Here is a 21,318-nt window from a genome sequence, read left to right as displayed (position 1 = left end):
CTCCCGTACCGCTCCCCCTGCTCCGCTCACGCGTCGTCTGTCACTGCCCTGACCTTCGCGACGCGTGAGCGGCCAACTCCCCGGCGTACGGCGGACGCGGCGTCACTCGCCCTCCGCCGTCGCCTCCTGCATCGCCTCGACGTCCATCCAGATGACCTCCCACAGGTGGTGGTCGGGGTCCTGGAAGGAACGGCCGTACATGTAGCCGTAGTCCTGGGGGTCGTTGGACGGCGCGCCGCCGGCGGCGAGCGCCGCGTCCACCAGCTCGTCGACCTTCTCACGGCTGTCTGCGCTCAGGGCGAGGATGACCTCCGTGCTGGTGGCGGCGTCGGCGATGTCCTTCTTGGTGAAGTCCTTGAAGCGCGCCTCGGTCAGCAGCATCGCGAAGACGGTGTCGCTGAAGACCAGGCAGGCCGCGCTCTCGTCGGTGAACTGCGGGTTGAAGGAGTAGCCCAGCTTGCCCCAGAAGGCCTTGCTGGCCTCGAGGCCCTTCACGGGCAGGTTCACGAAGATCATCTGAGCCATGGCTGTCTCTTTTCCGTTCGGTGCCCCGCGGCGCTGCGCGGTGCGGTGCTGTCCGGTGTGTTCGAAGGGATAGACGCACGGGGCTGCCGTGATTCATCGGTGCCCGGCGGGGAATTTTCTTGGAGCACGACCACCGCGGCCATCCCGCGTTGCACCGGGCGTCACCCGCCCGCCCTAGGTTCCTTCTCCGCGCGACCCCGTGGCGCCGGCCGGTGTCATGGGGCGGTCATCCCACCCTGGAGTGACAAGTGGAACGTCGCAGCTTCCTGCGCGGGGCCGTCGTCGGTACATCGGCGGCGGCCTTCGGCTTCACGCTGTGGCAGGGCGCCGCCTCCGCGGCCCCCGCCCAGCCCGGCCCCGGTCCCTACGGGGCGCTCGGCCCGGCGGACGCGAACGGGATCCAGCTGCCGGCCGGCTTCACCAGCCGGGTGGTCGCCCGGTCCGGCCAGCGGGTCGGCTCCACCTCGTACACCTGGCACAACGCCCCTGACGGCGGCGCCTGCTACAGCGACGGCACCGGCTGGATCTACGTCTCGAACTCGGAGATCAACCCCTCCGGCGGGGCGAGCGCGGTGCGCTTCTCCTCGACCGGCGCGATCACCGGCGCGTACCGGATCCTGTCGAACACCCGGCAGAACTGCGCGGGCGGCAAGACCCCCTGGAACACCTGGCTGTCCTGCGAGGAGGTCAGCCTCGGGTACGTCTACGAGACCGACCCGTACGGCGTGAAGGCCGCCGTGCGCCGCGACGCGATGGGCCGCTTCAAGCACGAGGCGGCGGCCGCGGACCCGGTGCGCCGGGCGGTGTACCTGACGGAGGACGAGTCCAACGGCTGCCTCTACCGCTTCGTGCCCACCACCTGGGGCGACCTGTCGTCCGGCAGGCTCCAGGTGCTCGTCGCGGGAACGGCCACGTCCGGCTCCTTCAGCTGGGCGGACGTGCCCGACCCCGACGGCTCCCCGACGTACACCCGCAGCCAGGTCTCCGGCGCGAAGCGGTTCAACGGCGGCGAGGGCTGCCACTACGCCGACGACAAGGTCTGGTTCACCACCAAGGGCGACAACCGGCTCTGGCAGCTGAACCTCCTGACGAACACCTACGAGCTCGCCTACGACGACTCGCTCGTCTCCGGCACCGCGCCGCTCACCGGCGTCGACAACGTCACCGGCACGGCTTCCGGGGACCTGTTCGTCGCGGAGGACGGCGGCAACATGGAGATCTGCGTGATCACGCCGGACGACGTCGTCGCGCCGTTCCTCCGGGTCGGCGGCCAGTCCTCCTCCGAGATCTGCGGCCCGGCCTTCTCCCCCGACGGCTCCCGGCTGTACTTCTCCAGCCAGCGCGGCACCAGCGGAAGCTCGTCGGGCGGCATCACCTACGAGGTGACGGGGCCGTTCCGCGCATAGCCGGCTCGGGCTCCGGTGTGGCGCCGCCGCGCAGCAGGGCGGCGCCCAGCGGGGTGAGCGTGTGCAGTACCGCGTTTCCGTGGCGCAGTGTCACCACCAGGCCCGCCTCCCGCAGCACGGCGGCGTGCTGGCTCGCGGAGGCCAGCGACACGCCGGCCCTGCGGGCCAGTTCGCTGGTCGTGCAGCCGCCGCGGATGGCCTGGAGTATCGCGGAGCGCGTATGTCCCACGAGGCGCCCGAGCGAGGCGCCCGTGACGTCTCCCGCGGCCTGCTCGCAGCTGTGCGAGACCGGGTAGACGAGCACCGGCGGCAGCGACGCGTCGCGCAGGACCACCGGTGTCCCCCGGCAGAAGAACGACGGCTGGAGCAGCAGTCCGCGCCCGTCCAGGCGCAGTTCGCGGTCGACGGGGTAGTCGGCCTCGAGGACGGGTGAGCGCCAGCGCAGCACCGGCGGCAGGGAGGCGAGCAGTTCGCCCGCGCCGCCGTCGAGGAGCGCGCGGCCGCGCACGGCGCGGTCGGCCTCCACCCGGCCCTGGATGTGGGTCCAGTACGGCTCCACGGCCGCGTGGTAGTACGCCCGCAGGGCGGCGACGAGGCGGGCGACGGACTCGGCCCTGCCTTCCGCGAGGGACGCCAGCCGGCCGGGCAGGGAGCGCAGGGGCGAGCGGTGGGCGGCGGCGAGGGCCACTTCGGTGTGCAGCCGTGCGGGAGGTGTGGCGCGCAGCGCCTCGAGGCCGGTGTCGAGCCCTTCGCTGCCCTCCGCGGGGGTGAGGAAATCCGGGAAATAGCCGCGCTGGGGAACGAGCGCGGAGAGCAGTCGTGTTTCACCTTTCAACCGCGTTCGGGCCTGGGAACGCCATTCGCCGAAGACCAGAGCGCCCCTTCGGTCACGCAATCGGTGAAAACTGAGAATCGATTCCCACAACGCGTCGGGCCTGGCGGCCATCCGCACGCGCGCCAGATCGTCCGCATTGAAATGAATACGAAGCACCGAACCCCCACTGTTGCAACCGCAATCGCCCCCATCACTGAGTATGCATGCAATCACAGGTTGTTACCACGGTGTTTCAGCCACAGTTGAAACGCCTCGCGGGTCCTGGGGGGCAACCGAAAAGCTGTACGACGTCGGGCATGAAACCTACTTCACCGATGTGACGCAGCGAGGACCGTGGGGGGCTTTGCGCGTCCGGCGGCGGTGATGGAGGTTGCGGCTCCGTGTCCGGCACGGGTAATGGAGCGCGGTCGGCGGGTGGGGATCCGCCGGCCGCGCTCCGTCCGTTGTATCCGGCGCGAAACAGAAGAAATTTGTTTGAATGTCAATCAGCGAACGTTGACTGATCCGCGATTCAACTGACTTCCGGTTCAACAAGGCGGCGGCCTCCCGGTCGGGAAAGCCGCGGACCTCCGGCCCCGTGAGGACTTGAGGGCATACGGAAGGGGCGGGCGCCCCGCACAGGCGCCCGCCCCTTCTCTGGTAGTCCGGAGCCGCCACCGGGTAGCCGGTGAGGGTCGGGGTACCGGGCTCCGGGGTTCGTGCCCCGGCCCCGGTGACGACCCCGGAGTCTGTCGCTCCCTAGCGGGAGTCGCTGCCCGTCGTACGGACCGCCGCGGCGCGGCCCGCCTCCAGGCGCGCCACCGGGATGCGGAACGGCGAGCAGGACACGTAGTCCAGACCCACCTCGTGGAAGAAGTGCACCGACTCGGGGTCGCCGCCGTGCTCGCCGCAGACGCCGAGCTTGAGGTCGGGCCGCGTGGCCCGGCCGGCCTCCACCGCGTTACGGACGAGGGAGCCCACGCCGTCCTTGTCGATGGTCTCGAACGGGGAGACCCCGAAGATGCCCTTCTCCAGGTACGCGGTGAAGAAGCTGGCCTCCACGTCGTCGCGGGAGAAGCCCCACACCGTCTGGGTGAGGTCGTTGGTACCGAAGGAGAAGAACTCGGCGGCCTCCGCGATCTGCCCGGCCGTCAGCGCGGCTCGCGGCAGCTCGATCATCGTGCCGAGCGCCAGCTTCAGGTCGATGCCGGTCTGCTGCCGCACCTCCGCGATGACCTGCTCGGCCTCCTCGCGGACGATCTCCAGCTCCTGGACGGTGCCGACGAGCGGGATCATGATCTCGGCACGCGGGTCGCCCTTGGCCTCGATGCGCTGCGCCGCCGCCTCGGCGATCGCCCGCACCTGCATGGTGAACAGGCCGGGGATGACGAGTCCGAGGCGTACGCCGCGCAGACCCAGCATCGGGTTCTGCTCGTGCAGCCGGTGCACGGCCTGGAGCAGGCGCAGGTCGTTCTCGTTGTGGTCCTTGCGGGCCTCGGCGAGGGCGACGCGCACCGACAGCTCGGTGATGTCCGGCAGGAACTCGTGCAGCGGCGGGTCGAGCAGACGCACCGTGACCGGCAGTCCGTCCATCGCCTCGAACAGCTCGACGAAGTCCTGCTTCTGCTGCGGCAGCAGAGCCCGCAGGGCCTCCTCGCGCTCGTCGTCGGTGTCCGCGAGGATCAGCTTCTCGACCATCTCGCGGCGCTCGCCGAGGAACATGTGCTCGGTGCGGCACAGGCCGATGCCCTGGGCGCCGAAGCGACGGGCACGCAGCGCGTCCTCCGCGTTGTCGGCGTTGGCCCGCACGCGCAGCCGGCGCACCCGGTCCGCGTAGGCCATGATCCGGTGGACGGCCTGGACCAGCTCGTCGGCGTCGTCGGCGCCGGCGTGCATGCGGCCCTCGAAGTACTCGACGACCGGGGAGGGCACGACGGGCACCTCGCCCTTGTAGACCTTGCCGGTGGAGCCGTCGACGGAGACGAGGTCACCCTCCTCGATGACGGTGCCGTTCACCGTCATCCGGCGGCGCTTGGTGTCGACCTCGAGCTCTTCCGCGCCGCAGACACAGGTCTTGCCCATGCCGCGGGCGACGACGGCGGCGTGCGAGGTCTTGCCGCCGCGGGAGGTGAGGATGCCCTCGGCGGCGATCATGCCGTCCAGGTCGTCCGGGTTGGTCTCACGGCGGATCAGGATGACCTTCTCGCCGGAACGCGACCACTTGACCGCGGTGTAGGAGTCGAAGACCGCCTTGCCGACGGCCGCGCCCGGGGAGGCGGCGATGCCGCGGCCCAGCAGCTCGGTCTTCGCCCGGTCGTCGAAGCGCGGGAACATCAGCTGCGCGAGCTGGGCGCCGTTGACCCGCTGGAGCGCCTCGGCCTCGTCGATCAGGCCCTGGTCCACGAGCTGGGTGGCGATGCGGAAGGCGGCGCCGGCGGTGCGCTTGCCGACCCGGGTCTGGAGCATCCACAGCTGGCCGCGCTCGATGGTGAACTCGATGTCGCAGAGATCCTTGTAGTGGTTCTCCAGCGTCTCCATGATCTGCATCAGCTGGTCGTACGACTTCTTGTCGATCGACTCGAGGTCGGCCAGCGGCACGGTGTTGCGGATGCCGGCGACGACGTCCTCGCCCTGGGCGTTCTGCAGGTAGTCGCCGTAGACGCCCTGGTGGCCGGAGGCGGGGTCGCGGGTGAAGGCGACGCCGGTACCGGAGTCGGGGCCGAGGTTGCCGAAGACCATGGAGCAGATGTTGACGGCCGTGCCGAGGTCGCCGGGGATGCGCTCCTGGCGGCGGTAGAGCTTGGCCCGGTCGGTGTTCCAGGACTCGAAGACCGAGCAGATCGCGAGGTCCATCTGCTCACGCGGGTCCTGCGGGAAGTCGCGGCCGGCCTCGGTCTTGACGATCTTCTTGAACTGCTTGACGAGCTTCTTCAGGTCGGCGGCGTCGAGGTCGGTGTCGACGGTCACCTTCTTGGCGGCCTTGGCCTCCTCGAGGGCGTCCTCGAAGAGTTCGCCGTCGACGCCCAGCACGGTCTTGCCGAACATCTGGATGAGGCGGCGGTAGGAGTCCCACGCGAAGCGCTCGTCGCCGGCCTGCTGGGCGAGGCCCGCGACCGACTCGTCGGAGAGTCCGATGTTGAGGACGGTGTCCATCATGCCGGGCATCGAGAACTTGGCGCCCGAACGTACGGAGACCAGAAGGGGGTTGTCGGCCTGGCCGAGCTTCTTGCCCATCTTCTGCTCGAGGGCGTCGAGGTGCGCACTCACCTCGTCGCGCAGCTCGGCCGGCTCGTCGCCGCTCTCGAGGTAGACCTTGCAGGCCTCGGTGGTGATCGTGAAGCCCGGAGGGACCGGCAGACCGAGGTTGGTCATCTCGGCGAGGTTCGCACCCTTACCGCCGAGGAGGTCCTTGAGGTCTTTGTTGCCCTCGGTGAAGTCGTAGACGAACTTCTGATCTTTGTTTTCCGACACGGGTCTCGACTCCTCGAGGACTCGGTGGCTGCCCTGACGGCGAGGAACATACCCAGATCGAAGGCGTCTGGGTACGTCCACTTGCCCGTCATACGGCCTTAACCACTCGTCCGCCAGCAGATCGAAAGTACTCCGGGGCCAGGGAGGTGTAGACCCTTCGATTCAACTCCTGAAGGAATGATCACTTCACGCGTTCAGCCCACCCCAGGATCGCTACGCACAGTGATAAGTCACTCCATGCCTCAAAAGCCAAAAGGGTGGCACTGAGTGCCACCCTTTGAGAGATGCAGCCGTCCGGATTTCGCTCATCTGAGCGCACCCCCTATCAGGGGTGGCGAGAATCACGCCTTCCGGGGCGCCGGAATTCCATCATCCGGACCGCCTCGGCAGCCGGTCAGCCGCCGGAAGTGTCCAGCTCGGCGTCGGCGCCGACGCCCGCGCAGTCGTACGGATCCTTCAGCCAGCCGTCCGGCAGCACCACCCGGTTGTTGCCCGACGTACGCCCGCGGGGGCCGTCCGCGCCCACCGGCCACGGCTGGTCCAGATCCAGCTCGCTCAACTGAGCGCCCAGCTCGTCCAGCGACGAGGTGATCGCCAGCTTCTTGCGCATCTCGGAGCCGACGGCGAAGCCCTTCAGGTACCAGGCCACGTGCTTACGGAAGTCGACCACTCCGCGCGACTCGTCCCCGATCCACTCCCCCAGCAGCGTCGCGTGCCGCAGCATCACGTCGGCGACCTGGCGCAGCGTGGGCCGCGCGTAGTCCTCGCGCCCCTCGAAGGCCGCCACCAGGTCCGCGAACAGCCACGGCCGGCCCAGGCAGCCCCGGCCCACGACCACACCGTCGCAGCCGGTCTCACGCATCATCCGAAGGGCGTCGGCCGCGGACCAGATGTCCCCGTTGCCGAGCACCGGGATCTCCGGGACGTGCTCCTTGAGACGGGCGATCGCGTCCCAGTCCGCCGTGCCGCCGTAGTGCTGTGCCGCCGTGCGCCCGTGCAGGGCGATGGCCGTGACGCCCTCCTCGACCGCGATCCGGCCCGCGTCGAGGTAGGTGATGTGGTCGTCGTCGATGCCCTTGCGCATCTTCATGGTGACCGGCAGGGCGCCGGCGTTGGTGACCGCCTCGTGCAGGATCGCGCGCAGCAGCGGCCGCTTGAACGGGAGGGCGGAGCCGCCGCCCTTGCGGGTGACCTTGGGGACGGGGCAGCCGAAGTTCAGATCGATGTGGTCGGCCAGGTCCTCGTCCACGATCATCCGGACGGCCTTGCCGACGGTGACCGGGTCCACCCCGTACAGCTGGATCGAGCGCGGGGTCTCGGTCTCGTCGAAGTGGATGAGCTGCATCGTCTTCTCGTTGCGCTCGACCAGGGCCCGCGTGGTGATCATCTCGCTGACGAACAGGCCCTTTCCGCCGCTGAACTCCCGGCACAGCGTCCGGAAGGGCGCGTTCGTGATACCGGCCATGGGAGCGAGGACCACCGGCGGCTGCACGGCGTGCGGGCCGATCCGGAGCATGTTCGAGGAAGCGGGGGCGAGCGTGGTCATTCGCCCATTGTCGCGCACTGCCGGGACCGTCGGTCGGCCATACGATTCATCGCATGCCCGAGCTCAGCCACCGGCACCGGATCCTGGTCCTGGCGATCTGCTGCATGAGCCTGCTGATCGTCAGCCTCGACAACACGATCCTGAACGTCGCCCTGCCTTCCCTGCGCAGGGAGCTGGACGCCTCCGTCGCCGGGATGCAGTGGGTGATCGACGCCTACACGCTCGTGCTCGCCTCGCTTCTGATGCTCGCCGGCTCCGTCGCGGACCGGGTCGGCCGACGCAAGATCTTCATGATCGGGCTGGTGCTCTTCACCCTCGGCTCGCTGCTGTGCTCCCTCGCCCAGAACCTCGGGTCCCTGGTCGCGTTCCGCATGGTGCAGGCGGTGGGCGGTTCCATGCTCAACCCGGTCGCCATGTCGATCATCACCAACACCTTCACCGATCCCCGCGAGCGTGCCCGCGCCATCGGCGTCTGGGGCGGCGTCGTCGGGATCTCCATGGCGGCGGGACCCCTCGTCGGCGGTCTGCTCGTGGACGGTGTCGGCTGGCGCTCGATCTTCTGGGTCAACCTGCCGGTCGGTCTCGCCGCCCTGCTGCTCACCTGGCGCTACGTGCCCGAGTCCCGCGCTCCGAGGGCCCGCCGCTTCGACCCGGTGGGCCAGCTGCTGGTCATCACACTCCTCGGCTCGCTGACGTACGCGATCATCGAGGCGCCGGTGGCGGGCTGGACCTCGCCGCTGATCCTCACCTTCGCCGTCGTCGCCGCGCTCGCCCTCGCCGGCCTGCTGCGCCACGAACCGCGGCGTGCCGAACCGCTCATCGACCTGCGCTTCTTCCACAGCCTGCCGTTCAGCGGGGCCACCGTCATCGCGGTGAGCGCGTTCGCCGCCCTCGGCGGCTTCCTGTTCGTCAACACGCTCTACCTCCAGGACGTCCGCGGTCTGTCCGCACTGAACGCCGGCCTCTACATGCTTCCCATGGCCGGGCTCACGCTCGTCTGCGCGCCGCTGTCGGGACGGCTGGTGGCGGCGTACGGCCCGCGCCCGTCGCTGCTCGCAGCCGGCACCGCGATGACGGCCAGCGGTGTGCTGTTCGCCGCGTTCGAGGCGGAGACCTCCACCGCCCTGCTGTTCACCGGCTACGTCCTCTTCGGCCTCGGCTTCGGCCTCGTCAACGCCCCCATCACCAACACGGCCGTCTCCGGGATGCCCCGTGCCCAGGCCGGAGTGGCGGCCGCGGTCGCCTCGACGAGCCGGCAGATCGGCCAGACACTCGGTGTCGCCGTCATCGGTGCCGTGCTCGCCGCCGGGGTCTCCGCCTCCTCCCACACCGAGGGCTTCGTCGCCGCGAGCCGGCCGGCCTGGTGGATCATCGCGGGCTGCGGTCTGTGCGTCCTCGTGGTCGGCGCGCTCACCAGCGGCAGACGGGCGAGGGAATCGGCGCGGCGGACGGCGGAACTGCTCGGCGAGCCGGAGATCGACCGGATCCCCTCCCGCCACGACGGCCAGGGCCGCCGCACCCGGTGAACGGGCGGCGGATGGGAGCGGACGTGCGAAGGGGCCCGGACCGCGTGGTGCGGTCCGGGCCCCTCGCACAGATCAGACCTGCTCCCCCTGCGGGGCCGCGTCCGACTGCGCGTCCGCGTCCGTCCGCGGCTCGTCGGCCGACTGCGCCTGGGCGCGCTCGCGCATCTTGCGCACCAGCTCCTGCTTGTGGTCCTCGGCGGCCTTGCGGTCGGCGTCGCGGGCGGGGCCGCCCGCCTGCTGGTCGGCCCGGGACAGCTTCTTGCGCTGTCCGCCTACGCCGAGAAGGTTGTTGCGGCTCTTGGCCATGGGGTTCTCCCATTCATGGTGAGAAGTGACTCGGGAAACGTCGGACGGAGGCGGTAGGACCGCCGCCCTCTCACTCGTAGATCTGGAAGAACGAAGACATGCCGATGACGGTACCCTGCCGGGCGGGGCGAGGACATCCGGTTTTCGGGCACATCACACGAAAAAGCGCCGACGGCCTCAGCCGCCGGTCGCCGACGGGTCGACGGTCGCCTGATGGGCTTCCGCGAGATGCTCCTCGGCCTTGAGCCACGGCAGGAACTGCGCGTTCTTGCGCCAGTCGCAGGTGCCGCAGATCAACTGCCGTTCGATGCCCGCCTTTTCGACCTGTACGACGTGTTCGCGTCCGTGCTGGTCCCATCTCTGGACCTTGCTGGTGGTCATGGACGGCATGTGGTGCGCCTCCTGTGCCTTGCCCGCTTCGGGTACGCGTGGGGTCAGTGTGCACGAAGCCCCCGGTTCCGTTACCCGGAACCGGGGGCTTCGAACGCTTCGGGCGGTCAGCAGCCCAGCAGGCGGCTGCCCAGGTAGCCCTGGATCTGGTCGAGGGAGACACGCTCCTGCTTCATCGTGTCGCGCTCGCGCACGGTCACCGCGTTGTCGTCGAGGGTGTCGAAGTCGACGGTGACGCAGAACGGGGTGCCGATCTCGTCCTGACGGCGGTAGCGGCGGCCGATGGCGCCCGCGTCGTCGAACTCGATGTTCCAGTTCTTGCGCAGGTCCGCGGCGAGGCCCTTGGCCTTCGGCGAGAGCTGCGCATTGCGGCTCAGCGGCAGCACGGCGACCTTGACCGGCGCGAGGCGCGGGTCGAGGCGCAGCACGGCGCGCTTCTCCATGACGCCCTTGGCGTTGGGCGCCTCGTCCTCGTTGTACGCGTCGAGGAGGAAGGCGAGCATGGCGCGGCCGACACCGGCCGCCGGCTCGATGACGTACGGGGTCCAGCGCTCCTGCGCGTCCTGGTCGAAGTAGAGCAGGTCGGTGCCGGACGCCTTGGAGTGCGCCTTCAGGTCGTAGTCGGTGCGGTTGGCGACACCCTCGAGCTCGCCCCACTCGCTGCCGCCGAACTGGAAGCGGTACTCGATGTCGGCGGTGCGCTTGGAGTAGTGGGAGAGCTTCTCCTGCGGGTGCTCGAACCAGCGCATGTTCTCCTCACGCAGGCCCAGGTCGCGGTACCAGTTCCAGCGCTGCTCCATCCAGTACTCGTGCCACTTCTCGTCCTCGCCCGGCTTGACGAAGAACTCCATCTCCATCTGCTCGAACTCGCGGGTGCGGAAGATGAAGTTGCCCGGAGTGATCTCGTTCCGGAAGGACTTGCCCATCTGCGCGATGCCGAACGGCGGCTTCTTGCGCGCGGTCTGCAGCACCTGGCCGAAGTTGGTGAAGATGCCCTGGGCGGTCTCGGGACGCAGGTACGCGACGGAGCCGGAGTCCTGGGTGGGGCCGAGGTGGGTGGAGAGCAGGCCGGAGAACTGCTTGGGCTCGGTGAAGGTGCCCTTGTTGCCGCAGTTGGGGCAGTTCAGGTCGGCGAGGCCGTTCTCGGGGAGGCGGCCGTGCTTCTCCTCGTACGCCTCCTCCAGGTGGTCCGCGCGGTAACGCTTGTGGCAGGAGGTGCACTCGGTGAGCGGGTCGGTGAAGGTGGCGACGTGGCCGGAGGCCTCCCAGACCTCGGTGGCCAGGATCACCGACGAGTCGATACCGACGACGTCCTCGCGCGAGGTGACCATGTAGCGCCACCACTGGCGCTTGATGTTCTCCTTGAGCTCGACACCCAGCGGTCCGTAGTCCCAGGCGGCCTTCTGACCGCCGTAGATCTCGCTGCAGGGGTAGACAAAGCCACGGCGCTTGCTCAGGTTGACGATCGTATCGATCTTGTCGGCGGCCACGGTGCTCTCTTCATTACGACGACGACGAACGGAGAATGACTCAGGTTACCGGCGGCCGCACCCCCCGGATCAAATCGGTGCGGTGACGGAGGCGACCCCGGCGTTTATTGACAATCGTTTCCGCTTTTGTTGAAAATGAGTGTCATGAACGTACGACGCCTCATACCCACCGCCGCCACCGCCGGAGCAGTCACGCTCGGCCTCCTGGCCCTGTCCGCCTGTTCCACGTCCGACGCCGCGAGCGTGGACGGCGACGGCCGGCTGAAGGTGTCCGCGTCGTTCTATCCCATGCAGTATCTCGCCGAGCAGATCGGTGGCGCCAATGTCACCGTCACTCCCCTCACCAAGCCGGGTGTGGAGCCGCACGACCTCGAGCTCAAGCCCCGCCAGACCGCCGAGCTGAACGACTCCGGTCTGATCCTCTACCTCAAGGGCGTCCAGCCCGCCGTCGACAAGGCCATCGAGCAGTCGGACGTGAAGTACAAGGTGGACGCCGCGACGCTCACGCAGCTCGAGCACTTCGACACCGCCGGCGGCCATGACCACGGGCACGAGGAAGGCCACGAGGGCGAGACCGAGGCGGAGCACGAGGAGCACGCCGCGGAGGGCGAGGCGGGCCACGAGGAGCACCAGGACGAGGCCGGCGCCGACCCGCACATCTGGCTCGACCCCGTGAAGTACGCCGAGGTCGCCAAGGGTGTCGGCGCCCAGATGGAGAAGGCCGACCCCGACCACGCCGCGGACTACCGGAAGAACACGGACGCGCTGGTCGCGAAGCTCACCGCCCTGCACACCGACTTCGAGCAGGGTCTGAAGAACTCGTCCACGAAGACGTTCATCACCACCCACTCCGCCTTCGGATACCTCGCCGAGCGCTACGGCCTCGAGCAGGAGGGCATCGCGGGCGTCGACCCGGAGTCCGAGCCCAGCCCGGCCCGGATCAAGGAGCTCCAGGGCATCGCGAAGAAGGACAAGGTCACCACCGTCTTCTTCGAGACGCTCGCCAGCGACAAGACGGCCAAGACCCTCGCCTCCGACACCGGGCTGCGGACGGACGTCCTCGATCCGCTCGAGGGAATCACCGACCGGTCCAAGGGCGATGACTACATCGAGGTCATGCGCGCCAACCTCGCCGCCCTGCAGAAGGCCCTCGGCGCGAAGTGACGCGATCCCACCAGGAGAGGCGGCCCCCCATGAGCAGCGAGCCGGTCATTGCCGTCCACGGAGCACGGGCGACGCTCGGCTCCCGGCCCGTGCTGCGCGGCATCGATCTCACGGTGCGCCACGGTGAGGTCGTCGCCCTGCTCGGCGCCAACGGCTCCGGGAAGTCGACCGCCGTGCGGTCCGTGATCGGTCAGGTGCCGCTCACCGACGGCCGGATAGACCTGTTCGGCACCGAGCTGCGCCGCTTCCGGCAGTGGTCGCGGGTCGGCTACGTGCCCCAGCGCACCACCGCCGCGAGCGGTGTGCCCGCGACCGTCCGCGAGGTCGTCGCCTCCGGCCGGCTGTCCCGCGCCCGCTTCGGCCTGCCCTCGCGCGCCGACAAGGCGGCCGTGGAGCACGCCATCGAGCTCGTCGGACTGGCCGACCGGGCCAAGGACTCCGTCAGCGCGCTGTCCGGCGGCCAGCACCAGCGGGTGCTGATCGCGCGGGCGCTCGCGGCCGAGCCCGAGCTGCTGATCATGGACGAGCCGATGGCCGGCGTGGACCTGGCCAGCCAGGAGGTGCTGGCGGCCACGCTCCGCGAGCAGGTCGCCGCCGGTACGACGGTGCTGCTGGTGCTGCACGAGCTCGGCCCGCTGGAGCCGCTGATCGGCCGCGCCGTGGTGCTGCGCGACGGCTGCGTCGTCCACGACGGGCCGCCGCCGGAGGCCGTCGGGCAGCACGCCCTGCCCGGCCACGACCACGTACATCCGCACGCGGCCGACGAACCGCTCCGCACTGGACTGCTCACATGATCCTCGAAATGCTGCAATCCCCGTTCATGCAGCGGGCGCTCCTCGCGGCGCTGCTGGTGGGCATCACCGCCCCTGCCGTCGGCATCTACCTGGTGCAGCGCCGGCAGGCGCTGATGGGCGACGGAATCGGCCATGTCGCGATGACCGGTGTCGGCCTGGGCTTCCTGATGTCGACCAACCCCATCTGGATGGCGACGCTGGTCTCCGTCCTCGGCGCCGTCCTGATGGAGCTCATCCGCATCTACGGCCGCACGCGGGGCGACATCGCGCTGGCGATGCTCTTCTACGGCGGCATGGCGGGCGGTGTCCTGCTGATCGAGCTCTCCGACAGCGGCTCGACGGCGAATCTGACCTCGTACCTCTTCGGCTCGCTCTCCACGGTCTCCGACTCGGACGTCGTGGCGATCCTGCTGCTCGCGGCCTTCGTGGTGCTGGTGTCGCTGGGGCTGCGCCGGCAGTTGTTCGCGGTCAGCCAGGACGAGGAGTTCGCCCGGGTCACCGGTCTGCCGGTGCGGGCACTGAACCTGCTCGTCGCCGTGACCGCGGCGGTCACCGTCAGCGTCGCCATGCGCGTCGTCGGCCTGCTGCTGGTCAGCGCGCTGATGGTGGTGCCGGTGGCGGCCGCCCAGCAGATCTCGCGGTCCTTCAAAGCGACGTACGCGCTGGCGGTCGCCATCGGTGTGGTGGTCGCCCTGGCCGGAACCACCACCTCCTACTTCCACGAGGTGCCGCCCGGCGCGACGATTGTGATGCTCGCCATCACCGTGTTCGTGGTGATGACCGCTCTGGCCGCACCACTGGCTCGGCGGCGGGCGAAGGCGCTGGAGACCGTCGGCGCGAACGAGGAGGCCTGCACGGCCCCGATGCCGGGCAGCCGGCGTCCGGGCGACGACGTGAAGGTCTGAGCACGGAACAGGCCCGCACCTCACCGGTCCACGGGCCTGGCAGAATGGCCCGACATGTGTGCGGGCGAAGCGAGGAGGCACCTGTGACCACGGCGCCAACCGGCGGGAACACCGCCCCGGTGCGAGGCCGGTCGACCCGGCAGCGGGCCGCGGTGGCGGCGGCGCTCGACGAGGTCGACGAGTTCCGCAGCGCGCAGGAGCTGCACGACATGCTCAAGCACCGCGGCGACTCGGTGGGCCTGACGACGGTCTACCGCACGCTGCAGTCGCTCGCCGACGCCGGCGAGGTCGATGTGCTGCGCACCAGCGAGGGCGAATCGGTCTACCGGCGCTGCTCGACCGACGACCACCATCACCACCTGGTGTGCCGTATGTGCGGCAAGGCCGTGGAGGTCGAGGGTCCCGCGGTGGAGCAGTGGGCGGAGGCCATCGCCGCGCAGCACGGCTTCGTGAACGTGGCGCACACGGTGGAGATCTTCGGCACCTGCGCGGAGTGCGCGGCGAAGTCCGTCTGAGTCCTGTCACGCGGCCCGCACGCCCGGTTCGTCCGGGGGTGCGGGCCGTCGTCGTCCGCCGGTCAGAGGTCGAAGCAGTCGTAGGACCCGTCGGCGTTGCGGCCGACGGTGTCGTGGCCCCAGCAGTCCAGGGCCGGGGCGAGGGCGTGGATACGCCAGGCGAGCGTCGCGGCCAGGAGGGCGGTGACCGCGAGGACGGGCAGGGAACGGCGCCCGCCGAGCAGCAGGGCCCCCAGGCCGGCTCCGGCCGACAGAACGGCACAGTAAGAAGTCCTCTCATTTGGTTGGTTCGGTAGGCTGTCGGTCGTGGTGGGGATCGTTGAGCGGCTGGTGCCGGATGAGCTGTGGGAGCTGTTCCAGCGAGTGGTGCCGGAGGCGCCGTCGCGGCCTCAGGGCGGTGGTCGGCGCCGGCATGGCGACCGGGAGGTGCTGGCCGCGATCGTGTTCGTGGCCACGTCAGGCTGTACATGGCAGCAGTTGCCCTCCGCCTCGTTTGGACCGTCGGGGGCGACGGCTCATCGGCGTTTCGCCGAGTGGACGAGGGCCCGGGTGTGGGCCAAGCTCCATCGCCTGGTCCTTGATGAACTCGGCTCCCGTGGCGAGTTGGACTGGTCCCGCTGCGCAATCGACTCGGTGAACATGCGGGCCCTGAAAGGGGGGACCTGACAGGTCCGAATCCTGTCGACCGGGGCAAGCACGGCTCGAAGATCCACTTGATCCCCGAGCGGACCGGTCTGCCCCTGTCCGTCGGAATCTCGGGCGCGAACCTGCACGACAGTCAGGCCCTGATCCCGCTCGTGAAGGGCATACCGCCGATCAGGTCCCGCCGCGGACCTCGACGACGCAAGCCGAACAAGCTCCACGCCGACAAGGGCTACGACTACCCCCACCTGCGACGATGGTTACGAGAGCGTCGCATCACCCACCGCATCGCACGCAAAGGCGTCGAGTCCTCGCAACGGCTCGGGCGCCACCGCTGGACCATCGAGCGCACCATGGCCTGGCTCGCCGGCTGCCGCCGCCTCCACCGACGCTACGAGCGCCAAGCCGAGCACTTCCTCGCCTTCACCAGCATCGCCTGCACTCTCATCTGCTATCGCCGACTCACCAAATGAGACGACTTCTTAAACCGCTGCTGTGGGTCGCCTGCGTGAGCCACTCATCCATGGCCAGCGGCGCGTACCAGCGCGTTCCGGGGTCTTGATGCCAGTACTCGCCCAGGGCACTCGACTGCTGCGTCGGGACACCAGTGATACGCCCCCGGCCCACGAGCCCGCCATGAGGGCCCGTGACCCACATGACGAACTGGTCGCCGGCGGCCAACTCCTTCAGGTACCTTCCGACGCTCCAGGAACTGAGGTTGTGCCCGTCCTGCCGGTACCTGTCGAGATCGAACTTCTCCTGGTTGCACGCCAGAAGCCACGTCGCCATGCTCACCCCCGCTGGGTCGATGAGATCAACTACACGAGGCTACGCCAGCACACCGACATCACGCGGGCCCCATTCGCAGAGCACCTGCATTCAGCTACCAGCTCGGGGCCACCTGTGCGGCTCATCCCGAGCTGGGGCTGACGCGAGGGCTCTCGAGGCATCCATTGCCCCTGCCGCCTCCCCCGCTCTGTATGGCGTCCTTACCTGTCCCACAATGAGGACGATGACGAAAAGATGGACCTGCGCAAGCTCGCGCCGCTTCTAGTTAGACTGCCTAGAGCACTAAGCCTACCTTGCGAGCTCGCTTCTTCGGGGAGTCTTGTGGAACTTCACGCGTTTGAGAATCAGTCCGAAAAAAGGACGCGCAGAATTCTAGAGATCGCAACCCAAGAAAGCTCGATGTATTGGGTCAATGCCAAGACTCGGCTAGAAGAAGTGCTGAGCCCGTCTAAGAATGACTCACCGGCCGAGCGACGGTTCCTCCGAGATGCGCACTTCGACTACACGCTACACAAAGAGAGCTCAGACAAAGTCGTCTGGGCCTTCGAGTTCGATGGGCCAGGACATTCGTCGGATCCAGACGCGATTCGACGAGACCGTCTGAAGAACAGGATTTGCGCGAAGGCGAATCTACCTCTCCTGCGCATCGAGGATGATCTCCTTCAAGCTACCGATGGAGTATCCCTCCTGGAGTGGCTCATCCGCCGCTGGATGTCATACGAGAGGATCCTTCCCAGAATGGCTCAGGATCGCGACAGAACCGCTGCCGCGATGTCGGATGAAGATTGGGATGAACTCAAGATCTCACAGGACGTCTTCATTCTGCCTCCAGAGTTAGACACCGAGCACCTATTCTCGCTCCGTAACCCGTATCCTCCACTGCCAAAAATCTCGGTTCGCCTGCTTAAGACTTTTGGGATCAGGGAACCCCTGTCACTGGAACTCAACCCCGACTGGCGCGAATTCGAGGACATCGAGACGACATGGCATCTCTCAACAAACGGCGGCCCGCTTCCTGACTTGAACAACCATGGCCTCTACAGCCGCAGCTACTGCGAGGTGGCGCTGCGGCGCGTGGGCGAGGAATGGCCTAGTCCACCCGTGTTTGCAGCGACAGGTGAATACATGGCGCGGGTTTCCTACCCAACCTTTCCGAATCAGCGCACACCATTTGAGCGCAACTCCGCAACTGATGAGTTTGAAGCACCCTGTGGCCCTCCTTACGGCGGCTCCCTATGGGCCGCCGGTGCCGAGATCGCGTGGTACCGAGGGATGAGGGAAGTCGAAAAATGGGCGACGAAAAACTTGCCCAAACTCACGTGACATACCGCCTCCTTCCAGACGTACCAGGTCAGGTCACAGCCGCAAAGGCAAAGGGCCTACGAGACGATTCGAGTTTGGATCGAATCGGGCCGATACGGCCCCAGTGACAAGCTGGCGTCGTAGCGGCCGCCCGCCCCATCAGGTAGCGACCGAGGGCTCGTCCGCGTTCCGGGGCGGGGGTACAGGGGACTGTGGCGCGCTGGAGGGCAGGTTGACGACGGTGTAAGCCGTGTCGACGAACTCCTGCAGGAGGCGATTCATTTCGCGCACCGCGTCCTGCCGCTCTCTGAGCATCTCGCTGCGCTCGTTCTGCCTGGCGGCTCGGAACCGTTCGTTGCTGTAGCTGACGTACTCCGTCATGGTGTCGCCGAGGCTCTTGGCACAGTTGGCAACACCATCCGGCCCGGTCAGGCGGACGACATGAGCCCGCTGGAACGCCTCCTCATAGAGGCTGACGATGCTCCTCTCGAGGCGTTCTAGATCGTGCAGTTCTGCTTCCGAGAGAGGCGCGGGGAGGGGCCATGTGCCGGCGAGTAGCAGGCCACCCGCAGCGATCGTTTCGCGCAACTTTTCGACAGCAACCACGAAGTCGACGTAGGTCTCGCGGCGGGTCTCCAGTTGCCACTTTCGTAGCTCGGATTGCTGTCCCTCGCGGTCCCTGACGTGGTTGGCGTCGTTATTTTATCTCGGCGATCTTGAGCTGAGCATTCAACTGCTCCGCCATCTGGCCCCGCTGGGCTTCGAGCTGCCGCTCAAGCATCGCCTGCTGAGCCGCGAGCTGTTTGTCGAGTTGCTTACGGTTGGCCCGGTTGTTGATGTAAGCAACGGATGCCGTGACGACACCGGCTCCGAGCGCTCCGACACCGGCGCCCAACGCCGTACCCCACCAAGGGGCTATGGCCGCGGTGGTGGCGGCCGCGTGGGTGAGATTGAGGGACATGAAGGACAGTGTGCAAGGGGTGCTCAGCGTTCGTCAGGCAAACGAGCACGCCAGTATGCCGACAGCGTCGCGCTGCACTAGTGAAGCACGCACTACGCACTTCATCCGGCTCACCCCCGACGGCCGCGTAATAGTCTGCGGGCCACAGTGATGGTGCCACTCAGCCGGAGAGATGATGGAGGTGTCCGGATGGGGAGCACGGGAGGCGGTTATGCCCAGCGGACACAGCCATCGACACACGGCAGCTATGGCAACAGCAACGGCCCTGCTGCTGAGCCTGATCTCGGCTCCCGCCGCTGCCGCACCCCTCCAGGGGAGGGATCCAGTGACGACGCCGCTTCTGGCGTGCCCTGAAGGTGGGCAGCAGTTTCCGCCGGCGACAGGCTGGGAGAGCATGTACGCGCTGCGCGTCAACGAAGAGCACAACTGCGCCGAACTCACCAATATCTCCGACAGCAAGGACGCCATATACGGCAGGGTGCTCCTGCTGAGGGGGGAAGGCCCGACCGCGGGGCCGATGCGGGACCCCCACCTGGGTGGGGCCACCCACTGGGTCCGCCAGACCGCCGCCACGGCAGCGGAAGAGGCACTGGCAGAGCAGGGGGTTACTGGCTGGGTGGTGATCCTGCCGGGTGAAAGCGTGAGCTACAGGTGGTACGACCCAGCCAACCTCCGGTACTACATCTACGAGGTCGATGTTGCCGACGCTCAGGTCGCCCAAAGCGTCAAGGTCTCGGAGATTCTTGCTGCACAGGCCGCGGACGACGCCGTCAAGAACAGCTCGGAGAAGAGCAACGCTCTCGCGAGGACCATCAACGACTGTGCGGCCGCCACAAAGCAAGCATGGGCGGAGGTAGCGGCGCCGGGGTCGCCTGATGCCGGACTTCCGAACGTCCTCAAAAAGATGAGAGAACTTCCCGAATGCGAGGAGGCGTACAACGCCATCAAGGACATCAAAAAAATATTCATCAAGGGCGGAATCTTGCGTCAGAAGATCGACGAGGCCGCGAAAGCCTTCGGCGACGCATGGACGAAGGGCCTCCAGGATGACGCGAAAAAGCTGAGCCGGCACACCCTCCGGGCGCTCTCCTGACACCGCACAAAGGCTGAACGGCACGGCGTGGTGCACACCGCCGCCTCACCAAACGAACGACGCCTAAGACATCATCTCATTTGGATGGTTAGGCTGTCGGTCGTGGTGGGGATCGTTGAGCGGCTGGTGCCGGACGAGTTGTGGGAGTTGTTTCAGCGGGTGGTGCCGGAGGCGCCGTCGCGGCCTCATGGTGGCCGGCGTCGGCATGGTGACCGGGAGGTGCTGGCCGCGATCGTGTTCGTGGCCACGTCAGGCTGCCCCTGGCAGCAGTTGCCTACGGCGTCGTTCGGGCCATCGGGGGCGATGGCGCATCGGCGATTGCCCAGTGGACGAAGGCCAGAGTGTGGGCCAAGCTTCACCGCCTGGTCCTCGACGAACTCGGCTCCCGTGGCGAGTTGGACGGGTCCCGATGCGATCGAGTCGGTGAACATGCGGGCCCTGAAAAGGGGGACCTGACAGGTCCGAATCCTGTCGACCGGGGCAAGTACGGGTCGAAGATCCACTTGATCACCGAGCGGACCGGTCTGCCCCTGTCCGTCGGAATCTCTGGGGCGAACCTGCGCGACAGCCAGGCCCTGATCCCTCTGGTGAAGGGCATACCGCCGATCAGGTCCCGCCGCGGACCTCGACGACGCAAGCCGAACAAGCTCCACGCCGACAAGGGCTACGACTACTCCCACCTGCGGCAATGGTTACGAGAGCGTCGCATCACCCACCGCATCGCCCGCAAGGGCATCGAGACCTCGAAGCGACTGGGCCGCCACCGCTGGACCATCGAACGCACCATGGCCTGGCTCGCCGGCCGTCGACGCCTCCACCGACGCTACGAACGCAAAGCCGAACACTTCCTCGCCTTCACCAGCATCGCCTGCACCCTCATCTGCTACCGCAGACTCACCAAATGAGATGACCTCTAAAGCGCGAGATCCGACTCGTTGGGGCGCAGGCCCGGGAAGTCCTCCATCTCGACCGTGAAGGCGAAGCTGATCCCCACGAGGAGGAAGGCGACGCCGAAGAGTGCGGCGCTGCCGCAGCCGCGTGCGGTCACGCCTTCCCCAGACGGCTTTCGAGCAGGGTCCGAAGCCGCTCGACACCGGCCGTGCCGGCCGCGCCGCGCTTGGGCAGGACCATCAGTCCGACCCCGTGCTTGTCGCCGGTCAGGAGGACGAAGACGTCGTCGGTCTCGACGTATCGCGCGAACATCCCCCACTTGCTTCTTGCGTCGCCGTCCCGGGACGTCAGCCGGATGCCGCCGTCGTCGACGACGGCACGGAACTCGCCCTGCGTGGCCGCCATCTGGTGCAGTTGCCGGGCCTGGAGCTGCGGCACCAGGTACAGACAGCCGAAGGCGAGAAGTCCGACGCCCAGCATGAGCCACAGCTGCCAGGTCATCGCGCCCAGCGCCATGAGCAGCGCGAAGGAGGAGATGCCGAGCACGCCGGCGGAGAGCAGCAGTCGCAGGGTGCGCCGGCCGGAGGGCGTCGCACGCATCCGGGCGCTCAGGGCGGACGCCATGTCGCGGACGGTGGGCTCGTAGACGAGCACCACCGCCTCCGCTTCCTCTTGTTGCTGCCGCTCTTGTGTCATGGCCCCTCCCGGTGCGGTGGTGAGCCGTGATCGTAGCGACCGGTGACGGCCACCCGGCCGGCCGCGCACGCCTCAGCCGTGGGGCTGCCGGG

Annotated in this window: 22 protein-coding genes; 10 read left to right on the top strand and 12 right to left on the bottom strand. The window is 68.0% G+C overall.

Going from position 1 to position 21,318, the window contains the following annotated elements:
* Positions 1–102: 102 nt before the first annotated feature.
* Positions 103–525, bottom strand: coding sequence for a VOC family protein (locus tag SPRI_RS24915; RefSeq protein WP_005317981.1), 423 nt, complete (start codon positions 523–525; stop codon positions 103–105).
* Positions 526–773: 248 nt separating this feature from the next.
* Between SPRI_RS24915 and SPRI_RS24910 the strand changes: the two genes are divergently transcribed.
* The gene (locus tag SPRI_RS24910) at positions 774–1,931 is read left to right on the top strand and encodes an alkaline phosphatase PhoX (protein WP_005317978.1); all 1,158 of its coding nucleotides are present in this window, start codon (positions 774–776) and stop codon (positions 1,929–1,931) included.
* Here the strand turns inward: SPRI_RS24910 and SPRI_RS24905 are convergent.
* The 3 genes from SPRI_RS24905 to dusB form a co-directional block, all read right to left on the bottom strand.
* On the bottom strand, positions 1,897–2,922 hold the full coding sequence (locus SPRI_RS24905) for an ArsR/SmtB family transcription factor (protein ID WP_182327642.1): 1,026 nt from the start codon (positions 2,920–2,922) through the stop codon (positions 1,897–1,899). The two genes, SPRI_RS24910 and SPRI_RS24905, sit on opposite strands and share 35 nt — an antisense overlap.
* Positions 2,923–3,504: 582 nt before the next feature.
* Positions 3,505–6,216 (bottom strand): pyruvate, phosphate dikinase, encoded by a 2,712-nt coding sequence (gene ppdK / locus SPRI_RS24900; RefSeq protein ID WP_005317973.1) that lies wholly within the window; start codon positions 6,214–6,216, stop codon positions 3,505–3,507.
* A 394-nt stretch (positions 6,217–6,610) separates the two neighbouring features.
* Positions 6,611–7,762 (bottom strand): tRNA dihydrouridine synthase DusB, encoded by a 1,152-nt coding sequence (gene dusB, locus SPRI_RS24895; protein WP_037774724.1) that lies wholly within the window; start codon positions 7,760–7,762, stop codon positions 6,611–6,613.
* 53 nt (positions 7,763–7,815) lie between these two features.
* Here dusB and SPRI_RS24890 point away from each other — a divergent pair, with 53 nt between their 5' ends.
* Positions 7,816–9,288, top strand: coding sequence for an MFS transporter (locus SPRI_RS24890; protein ID WP_005317968.1), 1,473 nt, complete (start codon positions 7,816–7,818; stop codon positions 9,286–9,288).
* 72 nt (positions 9,289–9,360) lie between these two features.
* On the opposite strand, the gene SPRI_RS24885 is transcribed toward SPRI_RS24890, so the two are convergent.
* The 3 genes from SPRI_RS24885 to SPRI_RS24875 form a co-directional block, all read right to left on the bottom strand.
* A complete protein-coding gene (locus tag SPRI_RS24885; protein WP_005317964.1) occupies positions 9,361–9,594 on the bottom strand; it encodes a DUF6243 family protein in 234 nt (77 codons plus the stop codon).
* 177 nt (positions 9,595–9,771) lie between these two features.
* Positions 9,772–9,984 carry a hypothetical protein gene (locus SPRI_RS24880; RefSeq protein WP_037774720.1) on the bottom strand — a complete coding sequence of 71 codons (213 nt, stop codon included), beginning with the start codon at positions 9,982–9,984 and terminating at the stop codon, positions 9,772–9,774.
* A 107-nt stretch (positions 9,985–10,091) separates the two neighbouring features.
* Positions 10,092–11,474 (bottom strand): glycine--tRNA ligase, encoded by a 1,383-nt coding sequence (locus SPRI_RS24875; RefSeq protein ID WP_005317958.1) that lies wholly within the window; start codon positions 11,472–11,474, stop codon positions 10,092–10,094.
* 144 nt (positions 11,475–11,618) lie between these two features.
* Between SPRI_RS24875 and SPRI_RS24870 the strand changes: the two genes are divergently transcribed.
* The 5 genes from SPRI_RS24870 to SPRI_RS38145 all read left to right on the top strand — a co-directional run bounded on the left by SPRI_RS24870 (position 11,619) and on the right by SPRI_RS38145 (position 15,967).
* Positions 11,619–12,638 carry a metal ABC transporter substrate-binding protein gene (locus tag SPRI_RS24870; protein WP_005317956.1) on the top strand — a complete coding sequence of 340 codons (1,020 nt, stop codon included), beginning with the start codon at positions 11,619–11,621 and terminating at the stop codon, positions 12,636–12,638.
* A gap of 29 nt (positions 12,639–12,667) precedes the next feature.
* Positions 12,668–13,432: a metal ABC transporter ATP-binding protein gene (locus SPRI_RS24865; protein WP_037774718.1), complete on the top strand. Its 765-nt coding sequence runs from the start codon at positions 12,668–12,670 to the stop codon at positions 13,430–13,432.
* Positions 13,429–14,337: a metal ABC transporter permease gene (locus tag SPRI_RS24860; protein ID WP_005317949.1), complete on the top strand. Its 909-nt coding sequence runs from the start codon at positions 13,429–13,431 to the stop codon at positions 14,335–14,337. Before SPRI_RS24865 ends, SPRI_RS24860 begins: the two co-directional genes overlap by 4 nt.
* A gap of 83 nt (positions 14,338–14,420) precedes the next feature.
* Complete coding sequence (locus SPRI_RS24855; RefSeq protein WP_005317948.1) at positions 14,421–14,852, top strand: Fur family transcriptional regulator; 432 nt, start codon at positions 14,421–14,423, stop codon at positions 14,850–14,852.
* Positions 14,853–15,167: 315 nt separating this feature from the next.
* Positions 15,168–15,967, top strand: a protein-coding gene (locus tag SPRI_RS38145; RefSeq protein ID WP_234020542.1) for an IS5 family transposase whose coding sequence is annotated in 2 segments (ribosomal slippage) — positions 15,168–15,506 and positions 15,509–15,967 — 798 coding nt in all. Because the reading frame shifts where the segments join, the coding sequence is not laid out codon by codon here.
* Here SPRI_RS38145 and SPRI_RS24840 read toward each other — a convergent pair.
* Complete coding sequence (locus SPRI_RS24840) at positions 15,957–16,289, bottom strand: hypothetical protein (RefSeq protein WP_037774713.1); 333 nt, start codon at positions 16,287–16,289, stop codon at positions 15,957–15,959. The genes SPRI_RS38145 and SPRI_RS24840 overlap by 11 nt on opposite strands.
* 315 nt (positions 16,290–16,604) lie before the next feature.
* Between SPRI_RS24840 and SPRI_RS37380 the strand changes: the two genes are divergently transcribed.
* Entirely contained in the window at positions 16,605–17,606 is a 1,002-nt protein-coding gene (locus SPRI_RS37380; RefSeq protein WP_005317937.1) for a DUF2726 domain-containing protein, read from the top strand.
* Positions 17,607–17,744: 138 nt separating this feature from the next.
* Here the strand turns inward: SPRI_RS37380 and SPRI_RS24835 are convergent, their stop codons facing one another.
* Both SPRI_RS24835 and SPRI_RS24830 read right to left on the bottom strand, forming a co-directional pair.
* The gene (locus tag SPRI_RS24835) at positions 17,745–18,191 is read right to left on the bottom strand and encodes a hypothetical protein (RefSeq protein ID WP_005317934.1); all 447 of its coding nucleotides are present in this window, start codon (positions 18,189–18,191) and stop codon (positions 17,745–17,747) included.
* Positions 18,192–18,282: 91 nt separating this feature from the next.
* Positions 18,283–18,546, bottom strand: coding sequence for a hypothetical protein (locus SPRI_RS24830; protein WP_005317931.1), 264 nt, complete (start codon positions 18,544–18,546; stop codon positions 18,283–18,285).
* Positions 18,547–18,871: 325 nt separating this feature from the next.
* Between SPRI_RS24830 and SPRI_RS24825 the strand changes: the two genes are divergently transcribed.
* Together SPRI_RS24825 and SPRI_RS37375 are read left to right on the top strand one after the other, a co-directional pair.
* Positions 18,872–19,639, top strand: coding sequence for a hypothetical protein (locus SPRI_RS24825; protein WP_005317928.1), 768 nt, complete (start codon positions 18,872–18,874; stop codon positions 19,637–19,639).
* A gap of 111 nt (positions 19,640–19,750) precedes the next feature.
* Positions 19,751–20,544 (top strand): IS5 family transposase gene (locus tag SPRI_RS37375; RefSeq protein WP_374987874.1). Its coding sequence is split into 2 segments (ribosomal slippage): positions 19,751–19,958 and positions 19,958–20,544, totalling 795 coding nucleotides; the frame shifts between segments, so codons are not numbered across the junction.
* Between the two features lie 8 nt (positions 20,545–20,552).
* Here the strand turns inward: SPRI_RS37375 and SPRI_RS39780 are convergent.
* Together SPRI_RS39780 and SPRI_RS24815 are read right to left on the bottom strand one after the other, a co-directional pair.
* The gene (locus SPRI_RS39780) at positions 20,553–20,687 is read right to left on the bottom strand and encodes a hypothetical protein (protein ID WP_005317920.1); all 135 of its coding nucleotides are present in this window, start codon (positions 20,685–20,687) and stop codon (positions 20,553–20,555) included.
* A complete protein-coding gene (locus SPRI_RS24815) occupies positions 20,684–21,226 on the bottom strand; it encodes a YcxB family protein (RefSeq protein WP_078535355.1) in 543 nt (180 codons plus the stop codon). The genes SPRI_RS39780 and SPRI_RS24815 overlap by 4 nt, the downstream gene beginning before the upstream one ends.
* Positions 21,227–21,318 lie beyond the last annotated feature (92 nt).

The sequence above is a fragment of the Streptomyces pristinaespiralis genome (assembly GCF_001278075.1).
GTDB lineage: Bacteria > Actinomycetota > Actinomycetes > Streptomycetales > Streptomycetaceae > Streptomyces > Streptomyces pristinaespiralis.
Note: the sequence above shows the minus strand (reverse complement) of the source record. Positions and strands in the feature narration are given on the sequence as shown.

Coding starts and splice junctions, on each gene's coding strand:
- SPRI_RS24830 (WP_005317931.1), bottom strand. CDS start 18,546: ATGTCCCTCAATCTCACCCACGCGGCCGCCACCACCGCGGCCATAGCC.
- dusB (WP_037774724.1), bottom strand. CDS start 7,762: ATGACCACGCTCGCCCCCGCTTCCTCGAACATGCTCCGGATCGGCCCG.
- SPRI_RS24880 (WP_037774720.1), bottom strand. CDS start 9,984: ATGCCGTCCATGACCACCAGCAAGGTCCAGAGATGGGACCAGCACGGA.
- SPRI_RS24865 (WP_037774718.1), top strand. CDS start 12,668: ATGAGCAGCGAGCCGGTCATTGCCGTCCACGGAGCACGGGCGACGCTC.
- SPRI_RS24890 (WP_005317968.1), top strand. CDS start 7,816: ATGCCCGAGCTCAGCCACCGGCACCGGATCCTGGTCCTGGCGATCTGC.
- SPRI_RS24860 (WP_005317949.1), top strand. CDS start 13,429: ATGATCCTCGAAATGCTGCAATCCCCGTTCATGCAGCGGGCGCTCCTC.
- SPRI_RS24885 (WP_005317964.1), bottom strand. CDS start 9,594: ATGGCCAAGAGCCGCAACAACCTTCTCGGCGTAGGCGGACAGCGCAAG.
- SPRI_RS24915 (WP_005317981.1), bottom strand. CDS start 525: ATGGCTCAGATGATCTTCGTGAACCTGCCCGTGAAGGGCCTCGAGGCC.
- SPRI_RS24815 (WP_078535355.1), bottom strand. CDS start 21,226: ATGACACAAGAGCGGCAGCAACAAGAGGAAGCGGAGGCGGTGGTGCTC.
- SPRI_RS24870 (WP_005317956.1), top strand. CDS start 11,619: ATGAACGTACGACGCCTCATACCCACCGCCGCCACCGCCGGAGCAGTC.